Annotated in this window: 20 protein-coding genes; 10 read left to right on the forward strand and 10 right to left on the reverse strand. The window is 71.2% G+C overall.

Annotated features, from left to right (window positions below; all coding sequences use genetic code 11):
* Positions 1-19: 19 nt before the first annotated feature.
* The gene (locus AXK60_RS27725; protein ID WP_231855647.1) at positions 20-724 is read left to right on the forward strand and encodes a hypothetical protein; all 705 of its coding nucleotides are present in this window, start codon (positions 20-22) and stop codon (positions 722-724) included.
* Between the two features lie 8 nt (positions 725-732).
* Here the strand turns inward: AXK60_RS27725 and AXK60_RS21815 are convergent, their stop codons facing one another.
* A complete protein-coding gene (locus AXK60_RS21815; protein WP_068575288.1) occupies positions 733-1107 on the reverse strand; it encodes a YccF domain-containing protein in 375 nt (124 codons plus the stop codon).
* Positions 1108-1141: 34 nt separating this feature from the next.
* Here AXK60_RS21815 and AXK60_RS21820 point away from each other — a divergent pair, with 34 nt between their 5' ends.
* Entirely contained in the window at positions 1142-1477 is a 336-nt protein-coding gene (locus AXK60_RS21820; RefSeq protein ID WP_068574441.1) for a hypothetical protein, read from the forward strand.
* Here the strand turns inward: AXK60_RS21820 and AXK60_RS21825 are convergent.
* Positions 1464-2381, reverse strand: coding sequence for a helix-turn-helix transcriptional regulator (locus AXK60_RS21825; protein WP_068574443.1), 918 nt, complete (start codon positions 2379-2381; stop codon positions 1464-1466). The genes AXK60_RS21820 and AXK60_RS21825 overlap by 14 nt on opposite strands.
* Positions 2382-2444: 63 nt before the next feature.
* Here AXK60_RS21825 and AXK60_RS21830 point away from each other — a divergent pair, with 63 nt between their 5' ends.
* Genes AXK60_RS21830 through AXK60_RS21845 form a run of 4 tightly spaced genes read left to right on the forward strand, consistent with a single transcriptional unit; the run spans position 2445 to position 4687 of the window.
* Positions 2445-3035, forward strand: coding sequence for a TIGR03086 family metal-binding protein (locus AXK60_RS21830; RefSeq protein ID WP_068574445.1), 591 nt, complete (start codon positions 2445-2447; stop codon positions 3033-3035).
* 55 nt (positions 3036-3090) lie between these two features.
* Entirely contained in the window at positions 3091-3681 is a 591-nt protein-coding gene (locus AXK60_RS21835; protein WP_068574447.1) for a TIGR03086 family metal-binding protein, read from the forward strand.
* Positions 3678-4271, forward strand: coding sequence for a dienelactone hydrolase family protein (locus AXK60_RS21840; protein WP_068574449.1), 594 nt, complete (start codon positions 3678-3680; stop codon positions 4269-4271). The genes AXK60_RS21835 and AXK60_RS21840 overlap by 4 nt, the downstream gene beginning before the upstream one ends.
* Before the next feature lie 41 nt (positions 4272-4312).
* The gene (locus tag AXK60_RS21845) at positions 4313-4687 is read left to right on the forward strand and encodes a VOC family protein (RefSeq protein WP_068574451.1); all 375 of its coding nucleotides are present in this window, start codon (positions 4313-4315) and stop codon (positions 4685-4687) included.
* Positions 4688-5127: 440 nt separating this feature from the next.
* On the opposite strand, the gene AXK60_RS21850 is transcribed toward AXK60_RS21845, so the two are convergent.
* From AXK60_RS21850 to AXK60_RS21870, 5 genes are all read right to left on the reverse strand, one after another.
* Positions 5128-8376 (reverse strand): DEAD/DEAH box helicase, encoded by a 3249-nt coding sequence (locus AXK60_RS21850; protein ID WP_068574453.1) that lies wholly within the window; start codon positions 8374-8376, stop codon positions 5128-5130.
* Positions 8377-8421: 45 nt separating this feature from the next.
* Positions 8422-9441 (reverse strand): beta-ketoacyl-ACP synthase III, encoded by a 1020-nt coding sequence (locus tag AXK60_RS21855; protein ID WP_068574455.1) that lies wholly within the window; start codon positions 9439-9441, stop codon positions 8422-8424.
* An 88-nt stretch (positions 9442-9529) separates the two neighbouring features.
* Positions 9530-10537 carry a hypothetical protein gene (locus tag AXK60_RS21860; protein ID WP_068747209.1) on the reverse strand — a complete coding sequence of 336 codons (1008 nt, stop codon included), beginning with the start codon at positions 10535-10537 and terminating at the stop codon, positions 9530-9532.
* Positions 10534-11736 (reverse strand): sensor histidine kinase, encoded by a 1203-nt coding sequence (locus tag AXK60_RS21865; protein ID WP_068574459.1) that lies wholly within the window; start codon positions 11734-11736, stop codon positions 10534-10536. Before AXK60_RS21865 ends, AXK60_RS21860 begins: the two co-directional genes overlap by 4 nt.
* Positions 11724-12422 carry a response regulator transcription factor gene (locus AXK60_RS21870; RefSeq protein WP_068574461.1) on the reverse strand — a complete coding sequence of 233 codons (699 nt, stop codon included), beginning with the start codon at positions 12420-12422 and terminating at the stop codon, positions 11724-11726. Before AXK60_RS21870 ends, AXK60_RS21865 begins: the two co-directional genes overlap by 13 nt.
* Before the next feature lie 194 nt (positions 12423-12616).
* Between AXK60_RS21870 and AXK60_RS21875 the strand changes: the two genes are divergently transcribed.
* Positions 12617-12886, forward strand: coding sequence for a LuxR C-terminal-related transcriptional regulator (locus AXK60_RS21875; RefSeq protein WP_068574463.1), 270 nt, complete (start codon positions 12617-12619; stop codon positions 12884-12886).
* A gap of 9 nt (positions 12887-12895) precedes the next feature.
* On the opposite strand, the gene AXK60_RS21880 is transcribed toward AXK60_RS21875, so the two are convergent.
* Positions 12896-13795, reverse strand: a complete 900-nt coding sequence (locus tag AXK60_RS21880) for a LysR family transcriptional regulator (protein WP_068574464.1) — start codon at positions 13793-13795, stop codon at positions 12896-12898.
* A 121-nt stretch (positions 13796-13916) separates the two neighbouring features.
* On the opposite strand from AXK60_RS21880, the gene AXK60_RS21885 reads away from it, so the two are divergent.
* From AXK60_RS21885 to AXK60_RS21895, 3 genes are all read left to right on the forward strand, one after another.
* Entirely contained in the window at positions 13917-15281 is a 1365-nt protein-coding gene (locus tag AXK60_RS21885) for an MFS transporter (protein ID WP_068574466.1), read from the forward strand.
* Complete coding sequence (locus AXK60_RS21890; RefSeq protein WP_068574468.1) at positions 15278-16006, forward strand: 3-hydroxybutyrate dehydrogenase; 729 nt, start codon at positions 15278-15280, stop codon at positions 16004-16006. The genes AXK60_RS21885 and AXK60_RS21890 overlap by 4 nt, the downstream gene beginning before the upstream one ends.
* A gap of 706 nt (positions 16007-16712) precedes the next feature.
* Positions 16713-18134: an acyltransferase gene (locus AXK60_RS21895; protein ID WP_139058076.1), complete on the forward strand. Its 1422-nt coding sequence runs from the start codon at positions 16713-16715 to the stop codon at positions 18132-18134.
* Here AXK60_RS21895 and AXK60_RS21900 read toward each other — a convergent pair.
* Positions 18131-19546 (reverse strand): phytoene desaturase family protein, encoded by a 1416-nt coding sequence (locus AXK60_RS21900; RefSeq protein WP_068574473.1) that lies wholly within the window; start codon positions 19544-19546, stop codon positions 18131-18133. The two genes, AXK60_RS21895 and AXK60_RS21900, sit on opposite strands and share 4 nt — an antisense overlap.
* The gene (locus AXK60_RS21905) at positions 19543-21390 is read right to left on the reverse strand and encodes a DUF3556 domain-containing protein (RefSeq protein WP_068574475.1); all 1848 of its coding nucleotides are present in this window, start codon (positions 21388-21390) and stop codon (positions 19543-19545) included. Before AXK60_RS21905 ends, AXK60_RS21900 begins: the two co-directional genes overlap by 4 nt.
* Positions 21391-21407: the final 17 nt, after the last annotated feature.

Genomic DNA, 21407 nt, shown 5'->3' on the forward strand with positions numbered 1-21407 from the left:
GGACGCATATCCTTCCCGCATGAACCCAGATGTCCCGCCCCGCGGTCCCTACGGTGGCGGCCCCGGCGGACCCGCGCCTCAGCAGGGCCGGCAGCAGGGCCCGCCGCCACAGCAGGGCCGGCAGCAGGGCCCGCCGCCGCAGCAGGGCCCGCCTCAGCAGCAGGGCCCGCCTCAGCAGCAGGGATTCCCGCCGGCGCCGCGCTCGCCCCAGCAACAGGGATTCCCGTACCAGCCGGGTGGTCCTCAGCAGGCGGCACCGTCGGGCTACCCGCCCGCGGGCCGAGCGCCCTACGGCGGACCCCAGCAGCCCCCGGCCGCCTACGGGCAGCAGGGAGCGCCGGGCCTGGTGATCACCACCAAGTACTTCCCGATGTCGTGGATCTTCGCCTTCTGCAAGCCGGCGATCGCCGTCGACGGCCACGAATCCCGCGGCGTCTGGGGTCCGAACCCGATCCCGGTCGCGCCGGGCCGGCACCACGTGCACGTGCACGTGCCGTACATCTTCCCGTCGCGGACGGGCCCCGCCGACCTCGTGGTCGATGTCGCGCCCGGCCGCACCACCGAGCTGCAGTACAAGGCGCCGCTGTGGACCTTCAGCGCCGGCTCGCTCGGGGAGGGGGAGCAGAAGTACAACGGCGTCGGCATCCTCGTCGCGGTCATGGCCGTGCCGATCGCGCTGTTGGTGCTGATGCTGTTGCTACTGATCGTCGTGGCAGCGGCCTGACCCCGCACCTACGCCGTCGGCACGATCTCCGAACCGAGCGGCAGTAGTGACAGCCGGATCATCTTGAAGTTCGCGATGCCCAGCGGGATCCCGATGATGGTCAGGCACAACGCGATCCCGGTCACGATGTGCCCGATCGCCAGCCAGATCCCCGCCACCAGCAACCAGATGATGTTGCCGACCAGGGACGCCGCGCCGGCGGTCGGCCGGTCGACGACGGTGCGCCCGAACGACCACAGCGCGTAGTTCGCGATCCGGAAGGACGCCAGTCCGAACGGGATCGTCACGATGAGCACGCAGCAGATGACGCCGGCCACCGCGTAGCCCAGCGCCATCCAGAACCCGCACAGGACCAGCCAGATGATGTTGAGGATCAGCTTCACCACCCCAGTATGCCGACGCGGCTACCGTGGTGGCATGAACCTCTTCCAGCGCGGAGCCAAGCTGTTCAACACCGCCTTCACGCCCCTGCTCTCCCTTCCCGTCGTCGGGCCGGCGCTGGGGAAGTCGATGGTCACCATCAGCTACACCGGCCGCAAGTCCGGCAAGCAGTTCTCGCTCCCGGTCGCGTACCAGCGCCGCGGCGACGAGGTCGTCATCGGCGTCGCGATGCCGGACCAGAAGCAGTGGTGGCGCAACTTCTCCGGCGAGGGCGCCGACCTCACGCTCCACTTCCCCGACGGTGACCGATCGGGCCGCGCCGTCGCCTCGTCCGGTCCGAAGGGTACGGCCGTCACGGTCACCCTGCGCTGAGCGCCTCGGTCACCTCCGCAAGCCGTGTGGCGAGGGCCGCCCGGATCTCGGGTGGTCCCAGCACGGTGACGAAGGGCAGTGCGCCCCAGAGCGTCCAGATCGCCCGACCGACGTCGCCGAACTCCAGGGCCCCGGCACCGTCGGGACCGGGCGGCGTGACGACCGTGCCGAACGCGCTCAGTTTCGCCCAGCCGTACTCGTCGGCGCGCACGGTCACCGTCGTCCCGGCGTGCCCGGACCGGAACGACGCGCGGGAGGCCTCGAACTCGGCGGGGAGGTCCACCTCGTCGGGCCGCTGTGCGGGCTCGGAAAGGACTGTGACGGAGGAGAACCGCGACGTGCGATAGGTGCGCCGCTCGCCGTCGCGCAGGGCCATGAGGTACCAGGCCTGCCCCGCGTGCACCAGCCCGACGGGGTCCAGCACGCGTTCCGCCGCCCGGCCCCCGCGCGGTCGGTAATCGGCCCGCACGCGCAGCCCGTCGATCACGGCGCGCTGCAGGTCGCCGAGGAACGGGTCGGGCTCGGGCGCGCGGGCGAAACCGTCGGGGCGCACGTGGATCCGTTGGGCGGCGGCGGCCGCTTCCCGACGGTGCGCCTCCGGCACCGCCGCCGCCACCTTCCGCATCGCGCTCGCGAAGGCCGCCGACGACGGTGCCCCGGCGAGTAGCGCCTTGGCCTCGTCGAGGGTGAGTCCCGTCAGGTCTGTGCGGTAACCGGGGAGCAGGCTGATCCCGCCGCCGCGGCCGCGGTCCGTGTAGACGGGCACGCCGGCGGTGGAGAGGGCCTCGACGTCGCGGAGGACGGTGCGGGTGGACACCTCGAGCTCGACGGCGAGCTGTGCGGCCGTCATGGTGCCGCGGTGGCGCAGCAGCATGAGGACGGAGAGGAGGCGGTCGGCGCGCATGTCTTCAAGACTGACAGAAAAACATGACAGAAGGTGTCATGTTAGGGCTGTTGAATCTGTTCCATGACCAATACAGCCATAGATCCCCGCCCCGCCTACGCCGCCGTTTCCGCCTGGATGCAGTCCCTCCTCGCGGGCATCACGGCGGACCAGTTCGACAAGCCCACGCCGTGCGACGAGTTCGACGTCCGCGCACTCGCCCAGCACATCGGCGCCGTCGGCCTGCGGTCCGTCGCGCTCGCCGAGGTCGCCACCGTCGAGGGACAGCCCTTCCTCGCCGACGACTACAGCGCCGAGGCCTACGGCGCCACTCGGGAACGCGCCCTCGAGGCCTGGGACGTCGCCCCGCTCGGCCGCGAGGTCACCGTCCCGTGGGGCGTCGTCCCCGGCTTCGCGGCGCTCGGCATGTACATCAACGAGACGCTCGTCCACGGCTGGGACCTCGCCGTCGCCACGGGGCAGCCCGCCGAGTTCGGCGGCGATCCGGCCGTCGTCGAGGGTGCGCTCGCGGCTGTCCACGCGGCGCTTCCGGCCGAGATCCGCGGGATGGAGGGCGTGCCCTTCGGCCCCGTCGTCGAGCCGCGCGACGGTGCGGGCCCCACCGAGCGCCTCGCCAATTGGAACGGCCGCAGCGCCGCCGGCTGGGTGGCGTGACGCCGGAGCACATTGAGGTCGGGAACTGACCGCTGGGACCTGTTGGATCGATGTCATGACAGAGTCCGTTTCCGATCCCCGCCCCGACTACGCCGCCGCCACGGCGTGGGTCCTGTCCCTGCTGGAGGGCGTCACCGCCGACCAGCTGGACCGGCCCACGCCGTCCGGTGGCGACCTCGATGTCCGTGCGCTAGCGGGGCACCTGACCGCCCATTGCCTGCAGCTGACCGCGCTCGCGGAGACGGGCACCGTCGCCGGCCTGCCGAACACGGTGGCGGAGCACGACGCCGCGACATACGCCGACGCCCGGGCGCGGTCGCTCACCGCGTGGGCGGGCGCGTCGCTCGACGGGACGGTGACCGCGCCGTGGGGGCCGGCCTCCGGCGCCGAGGCGTTGGCGACCTACGTCAACGAGGCGCTGGTGCACGGGTGGGACATCGCCGTGGCCACCGGGCAGCCCGCCGAGATCCCCGACGGTGCCGTCGCCGCGGCCGCCCTCGAGGTGGCGCGGGTCGCGATTCCGGCGGAACTGCGTGCGGTGCCGGAGTTCCCGTTCGGCCCCGTCGTCGAGTCGCGCGACGGTGCCGGCCCCACCGAGCGTCTGGCCAACTGGAACGGCCGCAGCGCAGTAGGTTGGGGCGCATGAGCACTGTCGCGTTGTTCCACTCGGTTCTCGGCGTGCGCGAGGGCGTGCGGCTCGCCGCGGACCGCCTCCGCGCCGCGGGACACACCGTGCACGTGGTCGATCAATACGACGGCCGCGTCTTCGACTCGTACGACGAGGCCGCCGCGTTCGCGGAGGGCATCGGTTACCCGGCGCTCATGGCGTCGGCGCTGGCGGCTGTCGAGGGGCTCCCGGACGACCTGGTGGTCATGGGCTTCTCCAACGGCGGCGGCATGTCCACCTACGTCGCGTGCAACCGGCCGGTGAGCCGCGCCGTGCTCTGCTCCGGCGCGCTGCCGCTGGACATGATCGGCCTGCCGCACTGGCCGCAGGGCGTGCCGGCGCAGCTGCACTACGCGGTCGACGATCCGTTCCTGCAGCCCGGCTCCGTCGAGTCCGTGCTGCGCTCCGTGGGGGAGGCGGGCGCGATCGGCGAGTTCATCCAGTACCCCGGGGCGGGTCACCTGTTCACCGATCCGTCCCTGCCCGACGAGTTCGACGGTGCCTCCACCGAGGTCTTCTGGGACGCGGTGCTCCGGTTCGTGGGAGCGGCCGACGCCGACGGCCGTTAGCCGTTGACATGAACGCCGGTTGAGGTCCTAGCGTTTCAGGTATGAGCATCGCACTGAACCACACCATCGTCGCCGCCTCCGACAACTTCGAGACCGCGCGGTTCCTCACCGAAGTACTCGGTCTCGAGGCGCCGGTGGACGTCGAGGGTGGGCACTTCCAGCAGGTCCGACTGGCCAACGAGGTCGCCCTCGATGTCATGACGGTGCCCGGGCCGATCCACCCGCAGCACTACGCCTTCCTCGTCTCGGAGCCTGAGTTCGATGAGATCTTCGCCCGCATCCGCGAGCGCGGCCTCGCGTTCCACGCCCACCCCGACGGTTCCGGCGTCGGCGAGATCAACCACCGCTTCGGCGGCCGCGGCGTCTACTTCCCCTCGCCCGACGGCCACGCCCTCGAAGCCCTCACCGCCGTCTGAGCCGCCACTCGGGGAACGCGCGGGGACGGCGGCGTGGCTTGGGGGACGACGGTGCGGCTTGGGGGACGGCGTCGTCGCGCGGGGGCCAGCCGAGCCCCCATGAGAAGCGCGGCGTCTGACGAGGGAGCGAACGCCAGCCCCGCCTCTCGGCGCCGCGCGGGGGACGACTGCCCGCCGGCTCCTGGTGGCGGGACTCGGTGGGGTCGCGGGGATGATTCGGCGGAATGGACCACGCGAGGGATTGCGCCACACGCACTGCGCGTAACACCCGCGGAAGTGCTGCCCCACCGGCTGTACCTGGTTATGCATGTCGCGCATAACCTCTGATGAGAAGATAGCCTCTGACCTGCGCAAATAGGGGTATGCGCGGCGTGCATGACTGTTCGCGGCGACTATGCTCGCCCCGGCCCCGGCCCCGGCCCCGGCCCCGGCCCCGAACCTCAGTCCTCGAACAGCGCCCGGATGTCGGACTCCGCGAGCCGGGCGTCGAAGCCGCCCTCCCCGCCCACCACGGACTCGAACAGTGCCGCCTTGCGCTCCTTGAGCGCCATCACCTTGTCCTCGATGGTGTCCGCGGAGACCAGCCGGTAGACCATCACGCTGCGGGTCTGCCCGATGCGGTGCGCGCGGTCGATGGCCTGCGCCTCGGCGGCGGGGTTCCACCACGGGTCCAGGAGGAAGCAGTAGTCCGCCTGCACGAGGTTGAGCCCGAATCCGCCGGCCTTCAGGGAGATCAGGAACACCTGCACCTCCCCGGAGGTGAACTTCTCGATCGCCGCGGGCCGGTCGGTCGTCGATCCGTCGAGGTACGCGTACTCCACGCCCTCCTCGTCGAGGCGCTCGGCCGCCTTGCGCAGGAACCCGGTGAACTGGCTGAACACCAGCACCGCGTGCTTCTCCTCGAGCAGCTCGTCCAGCTTCTCCACCAGGAAATCGAGCTTGGCCACGTCCTCGACCGCGAGCTCCTCGTCGATCAGCGACGGGTCGAGCGCGAGCCGGCGCAGCATCGTCAGCGACCGCAGGATCTCGAACCGGTTGCCCTCGAAGTCGTCGAGCAACCCCAGCAGCTTCGCCCGCTGATCGGCGAGGATCCGGTCGTAGGTGTGCCGGTGCTCTTCCGAGAGTTCCACCTGTACCACGGATTCCGTCTTCGCCGGCAGGTCCTTGGCGACGAGGTCCTTGGTGCGGCGGAGCATGAACGGCCGCACGCGCCGCCGCAGCCGGGCGAGGCGGTCGTCGTCGCCGCCCCGCTCGATGGGCCGCCGGTACTCCTCGGCGAACCATGACCGCCCTGGGAACAACCCCGGCACGGTGAGTGCGGTGAGGGCCCACAGCTCCTCGAGATGGTTCTCCATCGGGGTACCGGTCACGGCGAGGGTGAAGGGCCGGTCCAGCATCGTCACCGCGGCGAACGCTTTCGACCGCGGGTTCTTCACGAACTGCGCCTCGTCGAGGATCACGCCGGCCCACCGCACGCCCGCGTACTCCTCGGCGTCCAGCCGGAGCAGCGTGTACGAGGTCAGCACGACATCGGCGCCCGCCACGACCGCGGCGATCGACGACCCGGACTTCCTCGAGGTCTCGGACACCACCGCCACCGACAGGTGCGGCGCGAACCGCTTGCACTCCGCCGCCCAGTTGCTCACCACGGAGGTCGGCGCGACCACCAGGAACGGCCCGGGTCGCGCAGGGCCCGCGGTTTCGTGCGCCCGGCAGATCAGCGCCAGCGTCTGGACCGTCTTACCGAGACCCATGTCGTCGGCCAGGATCCCGCCGAAGTCGTTGTCGTACAGGAACGCCAGCCAGTCCAGGCCGTCCCGCTGGTACGGCCGCAGCTCGGCCTTCAAGGTCGACGGTGCCTCCTGCCGCGCGAGGTCGCCCGCCGTCAGGGCGCCGACCCGGCGCGACCAGTCACCGTCGAACTCCGTGGCGTCGGCGAGGTCGGCGAGGTCGTCGACGAGGCCCGCCTGGAACCGGCTGATCCGCAGCCCGTCCCGATCCGGCGCGCCCGGCCCGGACCCGGCGGCCCGACCCGCGCGCCGCGCGCCGCGGGCGGGCAGGTCCCGCGCCTCACCGATGAGCTCGCGGAGCCGATCGAACCGCTCACCGTCGATCCGCGCGAGTACGCCGCCGGGCGTGACCAGGGTGTCGTGGCCCGCGGCGACGGCGGTGAAGACGTCCCGGAAGGGGACCTCCTCGCCGTCGACCTCGACGGCCACCTCGAGGTCGAACCAGTCCGTCGACGGATTGTCGGAGTCGCCGCGTACCCGCACGGACACCGAGGCCGAGCTCTCCGCCCAGCGGAACCCGGGATCGTCGACGACCTCGACGATCACCGCCGGCACCGACCGCAGCACCGGCGCGACCTCGGCCAGCCAGACCGCGGCCTCGGTGCCGCGGTAGAAGCCCTGCGAGTGGTCGACGCCCACGGCGGCCTCGCGCAGCGACACCGCCATCGCGCGGGTGATCCGCTGCTGCCCGACCGCGTCCGCCAGACCCGCCGGCTCGCGCCCGAGCGTGTAGTCCCGGACCTCGCCGCCGACAGTGTACCGCCACTTCCAGTCGACCTCGAGCTCGGCGGCCTCGGGGAAATACCGTGCGGTGCACAGCAACTCGGGCCCGAGCACCTCGACCTCGCCGACCAGTTGCTCCGGGTCGCGGACGGGCGCGACCGCCGCGAGGTACGGCAGGTACTTCTCGCGCAACTGCGGGACGGCCGCGGCCGGGACGACCACGGGCGTGAAGCGGCGCAGCGCGCCGGTGTGGTTCGGGGACAGCGGCGGCTCGAGCGGCGCGAGCCGCAGCACGTCGCCGTCCTGCTGGAACACCCCGAGGGCGCGGTGCGCGCCGAGCAGCCCGCCCGTGAAGGGCCGCGGACCGTCGCCGAAGTCGACCTCCCGGTCCAGCTCGACGCTCCCGTCCGAGGATCGCGCCACCAGCCCGAGCCGCGTCGGCGGGCCGAGGATCACGCTGCCCCGTGCCTTCTTCAGCAGCAAGGGGACGCCCGCGTCGCGGACGGCGCGGAGCTGGTCCCAGAGCAGCGGCGTGTCGACCATCCCCAGGTCGGCCCAGGCGTCCACGCCGTACAGCGACCACGTGATGAGCTGCGCGAGCGGCGCCAGCGCGTCGCGCTGGGCGGGGGAGACCCGCGGCGCGGTGGCGATGGTGCGCCACCGCACGTCGCCGGCGACCCAGGACCCGTCGCGCATGCCGGGCGTCGCGAGCCGCACCTGCAGCCGCTGGCCGGAGACGACGCCGCGTTCGTCCACGTCGAACTGCAGCGCGACGGGCAGCACGGCGGCGCTCGTGCGCGGGGTGTGGGGGAGCAGGGCCTCGAGCTGCCGCTCCCAGGGGTCGGGCTGCTCGACGACGCCGTCCTCGACGTCCTCCGCGGTGAGCTCGAGCAGCAGGGCCGCGCCGTGCTTGCAGTTCATCGCGACGGGGCAGGTGCAGTGCGAGCGGACGGGTCGCCAGCGGTCGCCGGCGGGCGCGATCCAGACCTTGGTGTCGTACTCCCGGGAACCGGCGACGACGCCGGTCACCAGGTGCTTCTCGTCGTCCCACTCGAGATCGCCGATGAGGCCGGTGCCCACGTACTCGCCCGCCCGCCGGACGGTCGGCCCCCCGAAGAATCCGATCAGGTCCTCGGGGGTGAACGAGGGCCCTCCGCCGGTAGTCGCTGCGCTCATGGTCAAGCGGACAGTCTACCGCGCGGCGGTGGACGCCCGCAGAACTCACTCGAAGGGCACGGGCGGGAGCTTCACCACCTGGGCGGCGTAACTCAGGCCGGCGCCGTAGCCGAGCAGCAGCGCGGTCTGGCCCGGCTTGGCCCGGCCGGTGGAGAGCAGGTCGTCCATCGCCAGCGGGATGGACGCGGCGGAGGTGTTGCCGGTGCGCTCGATGTCGTCGGCGATCACGGTGTGCTCGGGCAGGTGCAGACTGCGCGCGAGGAGCTCGTTGATCCGCGAGTTCGCCTGGTGCGGGACGAAGACCTCGATGTCGGCGGCGGTGACCCCCGCCGCGTCCATCGCGCGCTGCGCCGCCCCACCCATCTCGAACGCTGCCCAGCGGAACACCGCGGTGCCCTCGAGCCGCAGGTAGGGGCGGTTCGCGTGGTCGTCACCGTCGAGGAAGGTGATCCAGTCGATGTCCTGCCGGATCGCGTTGAACTGGGTGCCGTCGCTCCCCCAGACGACCGGCCCGAGCTGCTGCTCCTCGGTCGGGCCGACGATCACCGCGCCCGCCCCGTCGCCGAAGATGAAGCAGTTGCCGCGGTCGGTCATGTCCATGCTCACGGACAGCTGCTCGGCGCCGATCACCAGCACCCGGCGCGCGCTGCCGCCGCGCACCATGTCGGCCGCGATCGCCATGCCGTAGCCGAAGCCGGCGCAGCCGACGGTGACGTCGAAGGCGGGCACGCCGTTCGCGCCGAGCTCGGTGGCGACCTTCACGCCGGCGGCCGGCGTCTGCAGGTAGTGGGTGTTGGTGGCGACGATGACCGCGTCGATGTCCGCGCCCGTGAGCAGGGCGTTGGCCACGGCGCGCCGCCCGGCTTCGACGGCCATCTCGACGACCGACTCGTCGCGCCGCGCGAACCGCCGCGACCTGATCCCGGTGCGGGTGTAGATCCACTCGTCGGACGAGTCGATCTTCTCGCAGATCTCGTCGTTGGTGACCACGCGCTCGGGGCGGTACGAGCCGATCCCCAGCAGTCCGATCGTCCGCGTCCCGGTCGCCTCCGCGAGAGTCGTCATCCGTGCATCCCCTTGCTCGTCGCGGCATCACCGAACTGAGACCCGCATTGATGACAGTTTGCTATTCAACACAGGACGGCGCAAGAGTTCAGGCGGAAACGGGCAGCTCGATCCGCGTCGTCGCCCCGTCGGGCGCCCGCAGGAGGACGGTGGCCGCCAACGCGCGTCCGGGCGGGACGGCGCGCGCCGTCACCGATCCGACGGGGAGCGAGTCGACGGCGTCGGCGATCCGGTCGCGGATGGCGTCGGCGACCGGTGTCGCCAGGTCGCGCAGGCCGCCGTCGTCGAGGAGTACGACGTCGACGCCCCGGCGCCGGGCCCGGTCCGCCGCGTCGGCGATGCGGGGCGAGAGCAGGCCCGGGGCGCGCACGGAGTCCCGCAGCCGCGCCTCGACGATGCGGCACTCCAGCCGTTCCGCCGCCGTCAGCGGGACGCCGGTCGCGAGCCGCTCGAGCATCGGGCGCGCCTCCCGGTCGAGGAAGTCGCGCTGCCGGCCGCGCACCTCCCGGGCGGTCTCGGCCGCGGCCTCCGCCGCGCGCCGCTCCCTGGTCCGCGCCCGCATCACGAAGGTCCACCGCGCCACCGGCCGGAGCGTCAGCGCGAAGAACGTGGCGGTCAGGGTCACCGTCGCGCTCGGCAGGCAGCGCAGCACCCCGTCGAGCGCCCCGTGGCCGCGGGTGACGGCCCACCAGACCACGACGGCTCCCGTCAGCGCGACCGACGCCCAGGTCGTGATCGCCCGTCCGCGCACCGCGAGGTAGGAGGTGAGGACGGCGCCGGCGCCGATGGGCCAGGTGGTGAGGGCGAAGGCGTAGTCGGCGGGCAGGAAGGGGAACACGCTCAACGCCGCGACCGGGCCGCCCGCGGCGACGACGAGGGTCCATCGCCACGGCAACGGATCGCCGGGGGCGCGGACCAGCACCATCGCGCCGAGCAGGAGACCGACGATGCCGATGACCTGCGGCCACGCCGGATCCAGGTCGGCGCGTGCGTACCACGAGAGGACGGCGAAGGTCGCGACGATCGCCCAGGCCAGCGCGGTCGCGCCCCGGTGCCGCATGCCGATGATGTCTCGGACGTCCTGGTCGTTCCTCATCGCGCCCACCGGACCGTCACGACGGTGCCCGCGCCCGGCGCCGATTCGACGGCGGCCGCACCGCCGGGGATCGACCGCATCCGGCCCAGGATGCTGCCCGCCACGCCGAGCCGGTCGGGCGCGACGGTGCGCGGGTCGAATCCGACGCCGTCGTCGCGGACGACCACACTGAAGCCCGATTCCTCGAAGACGGCGTCGACCGAGGCACGGTCGCCCGTCCCGGCGTGCCGCTGCACGTTGCGCAGCGCTTCCGCGGTCGCGGCGATCGCTCCCGTCAGTGCGTCCGACGGTACGCGTCCGGCGTCCGGATCGACCTGCGCCGACCACTGCGCGTGGGGCGCGCTGCGGCCGACCGCGGCGCCGAGAGCGGCTGCCGCTGCGCCCGCGGTCGCGTCCGCCCGATCGCTCGGGCCCTCGTAGTCGTCGACGGCGGTGAGCACCGTCCGGGCGTGCTGCGCGATCGCCGGGGCGTCGTCGATGCGGGTCGCGGCGAGCAGTGTCGCGATCACGTCGTCGTGGACGAGGGCGGCGAACCGCTGCTGCTCGTCGCCGCGGGCCTGCGCCGAGGCCTCGGCGGCCGTCGCCTCCAGGGCCTCGGCCTGCGCGAGGTCGAGCCGGCGCCCGGCACGCCACGCGACGATGGATGCGGAGAGGAACACCGCGGTGAAGACCAGCGAGAACAGCAGCGCCGGGACGTACGGATCGTGGGAGGCGCCCACCCGGTGGTTGAGCAGCACCGTGCCGACCACGACGACGACGCCGTATCCGGTGGCCGTCGCCGGACCCACGGGCATCGCGACGGCCATCGCGGCGAGCGCGGGGATGTAGTAGAGGAAGTGGTCGCCCGGCAGCTGCAGGGGGCTGATCGCGTCGGCGATGAGCCACAGCAGCACCGCGGCGAGGTACGCGACGCCTGCCACCAGCGCGGCCCGCCCGATGACTCGACGGTGCGCGCGGGCGAAGCTCGCGGGTAGCAGGGCGGCGCCGGTGCCGAAGACCGCCGGCGCGGTGACCGCCGTGAGCCACGGCGCGACGCGCCACGCGTCGAGCACGGACGGGAACGTGGTGACGAGGTCGAACAGGTAGCCCGCGGCGATGAATCGAGCGAACACCCTGGTCAGTCGCTCGTCGGCGCCGGCCGGCCCCTCGGGCACCGTCGGCGGGACGGCCCCGCGGGTCCCCGCTGTCAGCGCGACCATCGCCGCCTGCGCGGCGCCTGCAGGAAGCCGTCCTCGACGGCCCGCTGGTACATGTGCAGCTTGGTCTCCGCCGGGCGGCCCTGCACGGCGTACTTGGCGCGGATCCGGTCGATGTAGCTCTCGACGGTCTTGGGGGAGAGCGCGGTCAGCTCGGCGACGCGGGCGGTGGTCTCGCCCGACGCGTACAACGCGAGGACCTCCCGCTGCTGTGGGCTCAGCCCCACGTCGGAGAAGTCCGGGTCGCCGTCGATCGCCGCGGCCCATTCGGTGGTCACGACGGGGCGTTCGTCGGCGGTGTCCCGCACGGCCTGCACGAGCTCCGCCCCGCTCACCGTCTTCGGCACGATGCCCCAGACGCCGCACCGGGCGGCCTGGCGCGCGAGGTACGGATCGGTGTCGAAGCTGCCCGTGTACACCAGGACCCGGGACCCGGCGGTGTGCAGCTTCTCGATGTTCGCCTCGGGCGCGGTGCCGTCGGCGAGGAGCAGGTCGAGCACCACCACGTCGGGTCGGCCGCGGGCGAGGAGCTCGTCCACGCTCGGCGCGTGGCCGACGAACGCGAGGTCGTCGACGGCGGCCAGGCTGGCCTCGAAGCCGAGCACGATCAGCGCGTGATCCTCGACGATGCCCACGGTGTGCGTCGCACGGTTCGCCGGCTGTTCGACGACCGCGTCCGATTCGGTCATGGGAGAAACATACGCCGCCGCCGCGGAGCCGTCGGGGACGAGTGAAAGATCGTGCCGGATCGTCTGTTTCGTTGTCCTTGGGTAACGGTGAGGGGGTCTTCCCCGGCGGGACGGACCCGCTTTCGGGGCCGGCGTCCCGTCGCTAGCGTCGACGGTGGCGAAACCGCCGGATCCGGCGAGGCAGGGGTGGAGTCATGACCGCAGCGATGATGACGAGAGCGATGGACGAGCCCGAGCCCGTCTGGCTGACCGAGCGGGAGGTCGAAGTACTGCGGGCGTGGCTGTGCACGGAGAGCAAGGCGTCCGCGGCGCGGGAGCTGTACATCGCCGAGTGCACCGTGGCCGAGCACGTCGCGCGGGTGCGCGCGAAGTACGTCGCCGCGGGTCGGCACGCCACCACCAAGACCGCCCTCGCCGCGCGCCTCCTGCAGGACGGGCACGTCCGGCTCGACGAATTGCGCTGAGCCCGAAGATCATCCCTCGCCGAGCAGTGCCGCTCGCATCGACCCGACCTGTGCGCGCAGCGCCGTGACCACCGCGGCCACCTCGCGGCGCTGCGCCGCCTCGGGCCGCACCACCATCCAGTACTCGAGCTGGACGGACACCTCGTCGGGCAGCACCCGCACGAGGTCGGGGCGGCCGTCGGCGAGGAAGCAGGGGAGCAGTCCGAGTCCGGCCCCGGCGCAGGTGGCCTCGACGTGCACGAGCACGTTCGTCGAGCTCAGCCGGTCCGCCATGCCGGGGACGAGCACGCGCGCGAGGTCGAGGTCGTCGACCGTGAGCATCGAGTCGATGAAGTAGACCAGCGGCCGGCCCGTGAGCTCCCGGGGTCGCTGCGGCGTCCCGTCGGCCTCGAGGTAGCCCCGGGAGCCGTACAGGCCGAGCCGGTAGGGCGCGAGGAGTTCGGGCTCCACCCGGTACGTCTCGGGCCGCCCCACCACCACCTCGATGTCCACGCCGGAGCGGGTCGACGGTGCGCGGCGCGTCACGGTCAGCAGGTCGACGGACAGCCGCGGGTGCGCCCGGCCCAGCGTCGCGATCGCGGGCGCCACGACCCGCGCGCTGAACCCGTCGGTGGCGGCGATCCGCACCTTCCCGTGCAGGTCGTGGTCGGTGTCGGCGTCCAGTCCGTGCAGCACGGCCTCGATCCGCTCGGCGGCCCCGACGGCGGTCCGGCCGAGGTCGGTGAGCTCCCAGCCGGAGGCGGCGCGGGCCAGCAGCGGCCCGCCGAGCGTCTGTTCCAGCGCGGCGACCCGGCGCGACGCGGTGGTGTGGTTGATGCCCAGGACATCGGCCGCCGCGGTGTAGCGGCCGGTGCGGGCGACGGCGAGCAGGGTGAGCAGCCCGTCGGCGCTGGGGTCAGACGTGTGCATGGATGCAGATCCGATCGGCGATCGTGGGCATTGTGTCTGCGATTTTATCCATACATACTTCGTGAAACATGGCATGGATCACATCCCGATCCGGCTATGACTCATCACACAAGGAGTAGGTATGGCGCAGTCCGACCTGGAGCGGCCCACGGGGCTGCGCAAGATCGTCGGAGCATCGATGGCCGGAACGGTCGTCGAGTGGTACGAGTTCTTCCTCTACGGCACGGCCGCGACGCTGGTCTTCAACAAGATCATGTTCCCGCAGGGCGGCAGCCCCTACGACCAGATCATCGCCGCCTTCATCACCTACGCGGTGGGTTTCGCGGCGCGGCCCGTCGGCGGCATCGTGTTCGGACATCTGGGCGACCGGTTCGGCCGCAAGAAGCTCCTGCAGGTGTCGATCGTGCTGGTCGGCGCCGCCACCTTCCTCATGGGCTGCCTGCCGACCTTCGATCAGGTCGGCTATCTGGCGCCGACTCTGCTGGTGCTGCTGCGCTTCCTGCAGGGCTTCGCGGTCGGCGGTGAGTGGGGCGGCGCCGTGCTGCTCGTCGGGGAGCACAGCCCGAACCGATCGCGCGGTTTCTGGGCGTCGTGGCCGCAGGCCGGCGTTCCGGGCGGCAACATCGTCGCCACCGTCGTCCTGCTGATCCTGACCAGCGTGCTGTCCGAGTCCGACTTCCTGGCGTGGGGCTGGCGCATCGCCTTCTGGCTGTCGGCCGTGATCGTGCTGGTCGGCTATTACATCCGGACCCAGGTCGACGAGTCTCCGCTCTTCCAGGAGGCGCAGAAGGAGATCGAGGCCGAGAAGGCGGTGTCCTACGGCGTGCTCGAGGTGCTCAAGCGCTACCCGCGCGGCGTGCTCTCGGCGATGGGCCTGCGGTTCGGCGAGAACATCTTCTACTACCTGCTGGTGACCTTCTCGATCACGTACCTCAAGCTCGTGGTGAAGATGAGCACCACGCACATCCTCACCTGGCTGCTCATCGCGCACGCGGTGCACTTCGTCGTGATGCCGATGTTCGGCGCGCTCACCGACCGCGTCGGCCGCAAGCCCGTGTACTGGGTGGGCGCGGCGCTGTCGGCGACGTGGGGCTTCTTCGCCTTCCCCATGTTCGACACGGGCAACAACGCCATGGTGGTCACCGCGATCACCATCGGCCTGGTCTTCCACGCGATGATGTACGCGCCGCAGCCCGCGATCATGGCTGAGGCCTTCCCCACCCGGATGCGCTACTCGGGCGTCTCCCTGGCCGCGCAGGTCACCGCGGTCGTGGCGGGCTCGCTCGCCCCGATCATCGCCACGAAGCTGCTCAAGGCCTACAACAGCTCTCTGCCGATCGCCTTCTACCTCGCCGGCGCGTGCCTGATCACCTTCATCGCCGTGTTCTTCGTGCGGGAGACCCGCGGCATCAGCCTCTCCGATGTCGATGCGCAGGACCGCGCGATGCTCGACCGCGCAGCCGCCGACCTCCAGGTCAAGGCGTGAAGGCTCTCGTCACCGGCGCGGCCGCGGGGATCGGGGCCGCCGTCGCGCGCCGGCTGGCCGCCGACGGTGCCCACGTCACCGTCGTCGATCGCGACGGTGCCGCGGCCGCCGGGGTGGCCGCCGAGATCGGCGGGTCCGCGCTCGAGCTCGACCTGACCGACACGGCCGCGCTCGCGGACCTGCGCCTCGACGTGGACGTGCTCGTCAACAACGCCGGCGTGCAGCACGTCGCGCCGATCGAGGAGTTCGATCCGGCGTGGTTCCACCGCATCATGGTGCTCATGCTCGAGGCGCCCTTCCTGCTGACCCGCGCCGCGCTGCCGGCGATGTACGAGCGCGGCTCCGGCCGGATCGTGCACGTCTCGTCCGTGCACGGGCTGCGGGCGTCGAAGTACAAGGCGGCCTATGTCGCCGCCAAGCACGGCGTCGAGGGCCTGTCCAAGGTCACGGCGCTCGAGGGCGGCGAGCACGGCGTCACCAGCAACTGCGTGAACCCCGGCTACGTGCGCACGGCGCTGGTTGCGAAGCAGATCGCGGAGCAGGCCGCCGCGCACGGGATCACCGAGCAGCAGGTCACCGACGAGGTCTTCCTCGCCCGCCCCGCGATCAAGCGCCTCATCGAGCCCGACGAGGTCGCCGGTCTCGTCTCCTGGCTCTGCTCGCCGGCGGCCGCGATGGTCACCGGGGCGTCGTACACCATGGACGGCGGCTGGGCCGCGAACTGAGCCGTGCCCGACGGTGCTCGTCACCGGGCCGGAGCCGGGGCTGGAGGCGGACGGTGTTCCGGCGAGCCGTGCGCCCCGCGCATGGCTGATATTTTCCCAGCTCAAATATGGTTTTCGGAGGTCGGGGCCATGCACTTGACGCATGGCTCCCGTCCCATCGTTCGACGGTGCGCCTGCGCCGCGCTCCCTCGCGCCGCAGTGCTGTGCCGAAGTGCCGTGTCAGGTCCCCGCTCCGTCGTCCCCCGCGCGACGCCGTGCCCCCCAGCCGGCGTTCGGTCCCCGGTGAAACGCCGGGCGCTCGGTGGGGGAGCCGTCGTCCCCCGCGCCGCGCCGTCGTCCCTCGCGCCGCGTTCGCGCTCGCAGGCGATCGGCCCGTGCCGGTTGGAGGCAGCGGGACGGTGGGCACCGTCGGGCCGAAGACGGAGGGGTATTCGCGCAGTGAATAGCCCTCCTGCCAGAAACATCCCCTGACCTGCGCGAACCCAGCCATGCGTGGCGCGCATGGCTTTCAGGAGCAACCACATGCCCGCGCGGCGCCGCGAATCGGGCGCACCGTACGTCGTGGCGCGCCGTCCTGGCAGTCTCCTGGGAGGTGTGCGCCGGAGTTGGATCGGCGCTGTGCCAACGGTTACCGTACGAAGCGGCCTGTGACCAGGTATTGCCGTGGTGTATGAGGGATTGTTGATCAGTGGGTGTGGACCAGACGATGAGCGAACGCGGCACCGAGCCGGCGGGTACTGAGCCCACCCCGGCGGCGGAGCCCGCGGCCCCCGCGAAGCCGAAGCGCAAGGGCGGGCATCTCTACGAGCTCGACATCGTGCGCATCGTGACCTTCGCGGGCGTCATCTTCGATCACTGCGTCTCGGGTACCACGTTCCCGTTCAGTGTGGCGTCCAACGCGGTCCAGACGATCTTCCACTACACGCGCAACGCGTTCTTCGCGCTCACCGGATTCGTGCTGGTCTACCAGTACCGGGACCGCAAGCTGGACGCGGTCGACTTCTGGCGGCGCCGGTACAAGGCCGTCGGCCTGCCCTTCCTGACCTGGTCCGTCTTCTACTGGCTGTACCACATGTACGTCATGTGGCCGCCGGCGTTCTCCAATGTCTGGCGCACCTTCGAGACCTGGGAATCCACGAAGGCGGCGCTCAAGGTGCTCGGGTACGACCTGCTCACCGGCGACGCGTGGTACCACCTCTACTTCGTCTTCGTGACGATGCAGGTGTACCTGATCTTCCCGCTGCTGCTGAAGTTCCTCCGCTGGACCATGGGCTACCACCGGTACATCCTGGCCGCGAGTTTCGTCTTCCATCTGGTCCTGCTGCACTACATGACCAACGCCCGCCCCGAGATGTTCAACTACGGCCTGCTCGCCAAGCTGTGGAATCACCTCCCCGCCACGGTCTTCCCGTACCAGTTCTTCACGCTGCTGGGCTGCGTCGCGGCGATGCACATCGAGGGTGTCCGGGATGTGGTCGTGCGCTATCGCGGACGGGTGATCACGCTGGCGATCGGCGTGGTGATGGCGACGCTGATCGTCTACGGCTCCAAGGTCAGCATGGACGGGATGTTCCCGACCGACGCCGCGAACGTCTTCCACCCCTATGCGGCCGTCATGTTCGTCATGATCATCCTGGCCCTCTACGCAGCGGGCACGTACTGGGCCGATCACCGCACGGCCGGCTCGTTCTGGGACAGGTTCCTCAAGACCGCCTCGGACCGTTCGTTCGGCATCTTCCTCGTGCACGCGTTCGCGCTGCAGGAGCTGGCACCCACGATCCAGCGCTTCCGATTCGACGTGTACGCCCCGATCGTCACGGTGTGCACCTTCGTCGTCACGGTCTTCTTCACCGTCGCGATGACGGAGGTCTTCCGCCGCACCCCGATCAGCCTGTGGTCCACCGGCCGGAAGATGATTCCGATGGCGCAGCAGAGCCTGCCGGTCTCGGTCGGCATCGGCGTCGCGATGGTCGCCGTCGGGGCGGTCTTCTACTGGCCGCTGGCGGTGCCTGCGGGTGCGGTCGCGGTCTTCCTCGGCGCGGTCCTGCTGGTGTGGCAGGCCCTGGGCCGGACGGTGTTCGCCGGACCGGCCGGCGCTCGGCCGGCGGCTCCGGTCCAGCGCCCCTAACGCCCCAACTGCCGCAGCGCCCGGGTCGCCGCGTGGTGCCCGCACATCCCGTGCGCGGCCGGGCCGGGTGGGGTGGCGGCGGAGCAGATGTACATGCCGGGGACGCCGAGGTCGTAGGGCTGCAGGGTGATCCGGGGTCCGAAGACCAGCTGGAGCGGGTCCTTGGATCCGGTGTTGATGTCGCCGCCGACGAAGTTGGCGTTGTAGCGCGACATCTCGGTCGTCGAGCAGACCGCGGTACCCACGATCCGTTCCCGGAACCCCGGGGCGAAGCGCTCGATCTGAGCGATGATCGCTTCGGTCGCGTCGCCGGTGTAGCCGCCCGGGACGTGCGCGTACGACCAGACCGGATGGATGTCGCCCGCGCTGCGCGACGGGTCCGCGAGGTACTGCTGGCCGACCAGCACGAACGGACGATCGGGCATCCGCCCGGCGGCGATGTCGCGCTCGGTCGCCGCCGTCTCGGCGAAGTCCCCGCCCAGGTGGACGGTGCTCGACCGGCGGGCGTCGGGGTTGGTCCAGGGCACGCCGCCCTGCACGGCGAAATCGACCTTGAAGGCGCCGGGTCCCCGTCGGAACCCCTCGAACGCCCGGCGGACCCGCGCCGGCAGGACATCGCCGACGATGCCCGCCACCTGCGCGGGGTCCAGGTCGAAGAGCACGAGATCGCTGGACTCCACCTCGCGCAGCGAGGTCACCCGCACCCCGGTCTCGACGGTGCCGCCCAGCGCCAGCAGCTCGGCCGTCAGCGCGGCGGCGATGGCGCCGGACCCGCCCTCGGCGACCTTCCAGCCGTAGGCGTGGCCCGCGGAGAGCAGGCCGAGGCCGATCGCGGAGGTCATGGGCTGGTGCAGGGGCCGGAAGGTGTGTGCGGCGACGCCGCCCCACAGCGCCCGCGCCTGCGGCGTGCGGAAGGCCCGGGCCAGCAGCGAGGCCGGGAGCGGCGCGGGGGCGCCGAAGCGCGCCAGGTGGATCGGGTGCTTCGGGACACGGAGCAGGGGCGACAGGATCGCCGGGCCGACCTTGTCGATGTTTCGGACGGTGCTGTCGAACAGGGCCTTCCACAGCGCACCGTCGGGTCCCATCCCGGCGGCCGTCTCGTCGACGGTGCGCCGCAGCACCCCCGCCGTGCCGTCGTCGAGCGGCTGCACGCAGTCGATCTCGGCCGCGAGCCAGCGCAGTCCGTGCCGGGCGAGGTCGAGCGAGTTCAGGAAGGGTGAGCCGACGGCCATCGGATGCATGGCGGCGCAGTGGTCGTGGATCAGGCCGGGAGCCAGGGCCTCGAAGGAGCGGATGCCACCGCCGACGGTGTCGGCCGCCTCGAGGAGCGTGACGTCCACGCCCTCTCGGGCCAGGGTGATCGCGGCGGCCAGGCCGTTGGGGCCGGCGCCGACGACGGTGGCGGTGGTCATGCCGTCTTCTCCTTGTTCTCGACCGCGGGGCGGCGGTTGTTGCGGGAGGCCAGGTTCGACCAGGTGACGGTGTGCTTGGCGGGGCCGTTCGGGAGCCAGGGCTGCTCGTCGACCAGGTCGGAGAGTACCCAGGTGCCCTCCTCGACGACGCCGAGCGCGGGGTCGATCACCTTGTAGCACTGGTAGTTCTTGTGGATCGGCTGCGACTCGACCCAGACGATGAGGACCTCGCCGGGCTCGAACCCGGCCTCGTCCTGCACGGCCTTGATCATATCCTCGTTGTGCAGGTGGCCTTCACCGAAGTTGAAGCCGATCAGGGAATTGCAGAGGAACTCCGCCTCGCGGACCGACCGCTGGTCGATGTCCGGTGCCACGGCGTGCAGCACGGAGAACAGGCCGCGGCCCTGGCTGTGCAGCGAGCGCCAGCCGGCGGTCATCTGCAGCGTGATCTCGGCCCACTCGGGCGGGTAGCCGGCGGCGATGAACTGGTCGACCTGGTTCGGGGCGGAGCGGGTGACCCGATTGAGCTTCTCCTCGGCGCCGGGCGCGAAGGCCCAGATCGCGGAGGCCCAGTTGCCGCCGTACTGCCGCATCGACGGGAGGAACGAGATCTTGTCGGGGCGAAGGTTTCCCAGGATCGGGAAGAACATCAGTGCTGCCGCGACGATCAGGGCGAGCCACGCGGGGGTCATGTCCCAGAGGGCGTAGCCGCGGTCGGCGGGGAAGCCCAGGAACAGGATCAGGGTGGTGTGGGAGAACATCAGGTTCCACTCCAGCGGCACCGCCAGCGGGAAGGTGGAGATGATGAACAGGTGGTAGAGGCACATGAACACGCCGGCGATGAGTGTGACCGTGTGGTTCGAGGAGAACAGCAGGATCAGCGGGGCCACGATCTCGACGACGGTGCCCGGCCCGTGCGCCATGAACCGCGCGAGCCCGGAGGGGCGCAGATCCTCGGGGTAGTTGCGGTACATCGCCTTCCGGATCCCGGAGAACGGGTTCGACGGTGCGTTGCTCACCATCGGCGGTATCACCATGACGAAGTGCTCGTTGAGCTTGGAGATGCCGGCCCCGATCCAGACGATGCCGATGATCAGCTTGAGCGCGATGATCATGTTCGTGAAGCCGTGACCGGCGGACAGCAGGGGCAGGATCGCGAAGGCGAGCATCGGGGGGATGTACTGCTCACTGCGAGCGGCGAGGAAGACCGTCTTGTCCCGCAGGCCCATCAGGATCAGCAGGACGATGGGCACGAAGAACAGTGCCGGACGGACCAGGCCCGCGGCGGTGTCGATCCCGAGGGACTGCATCGCGGTGCTGAAGTTCGAGACGTTCTGCACGCCGGGCAGGGCGATCACCAGGACGTAGGAGGCGAGCAGCAGCAGGTAGAGCCCGATGTCGAGGGGCGTGCGGCGGTCGCCGGCGGTGCCGGGCACCCAGGTGAAGGGACGCAGCCGGATCGTGTTGCGCTTGGCCCAGAACAGGATTCCGCCGGTCATGGGCTTGGCCTTGCCGGCGAGCGGACCCCACGATCCGCCGATGCCGATGGTCTCGACCAGGAGCGTCCACATGACCAGCTTCTGGTAGACGATGGGCTGGTTCCACCAGCCGCCGTCGCCGACCACGGTGAATGGAGACAGGCCCGAGGTCGTGGTCGCGATGACCACGCCGAGGAAGCCGTAGAACACGACCAGTTTGAGGATGTAGATGGTGTGCACCATGTAGGGGGTGCCGAATCCGGAGCCGGCCCACTGGGTGCTCAACGTCTTGATCCGGTCGCGGAGGGGCAGTGCGAGGAATTCGTGCGGGTCGACCGCGGGGAATGTCGGGTCCTTGAAACCCATGATGATCGCTCCTTCGG

Origin of the sequence: Tsukamurella pseudospumae (assembly GCF_001575195.1) — a bacterium.
Lineage (GTDB): Bacteria > Actinomycetota > Actinomycetes > Mycobacteriales > Mycobacteriaceae > Tsukamurella > Tsukamurella pseudospumae.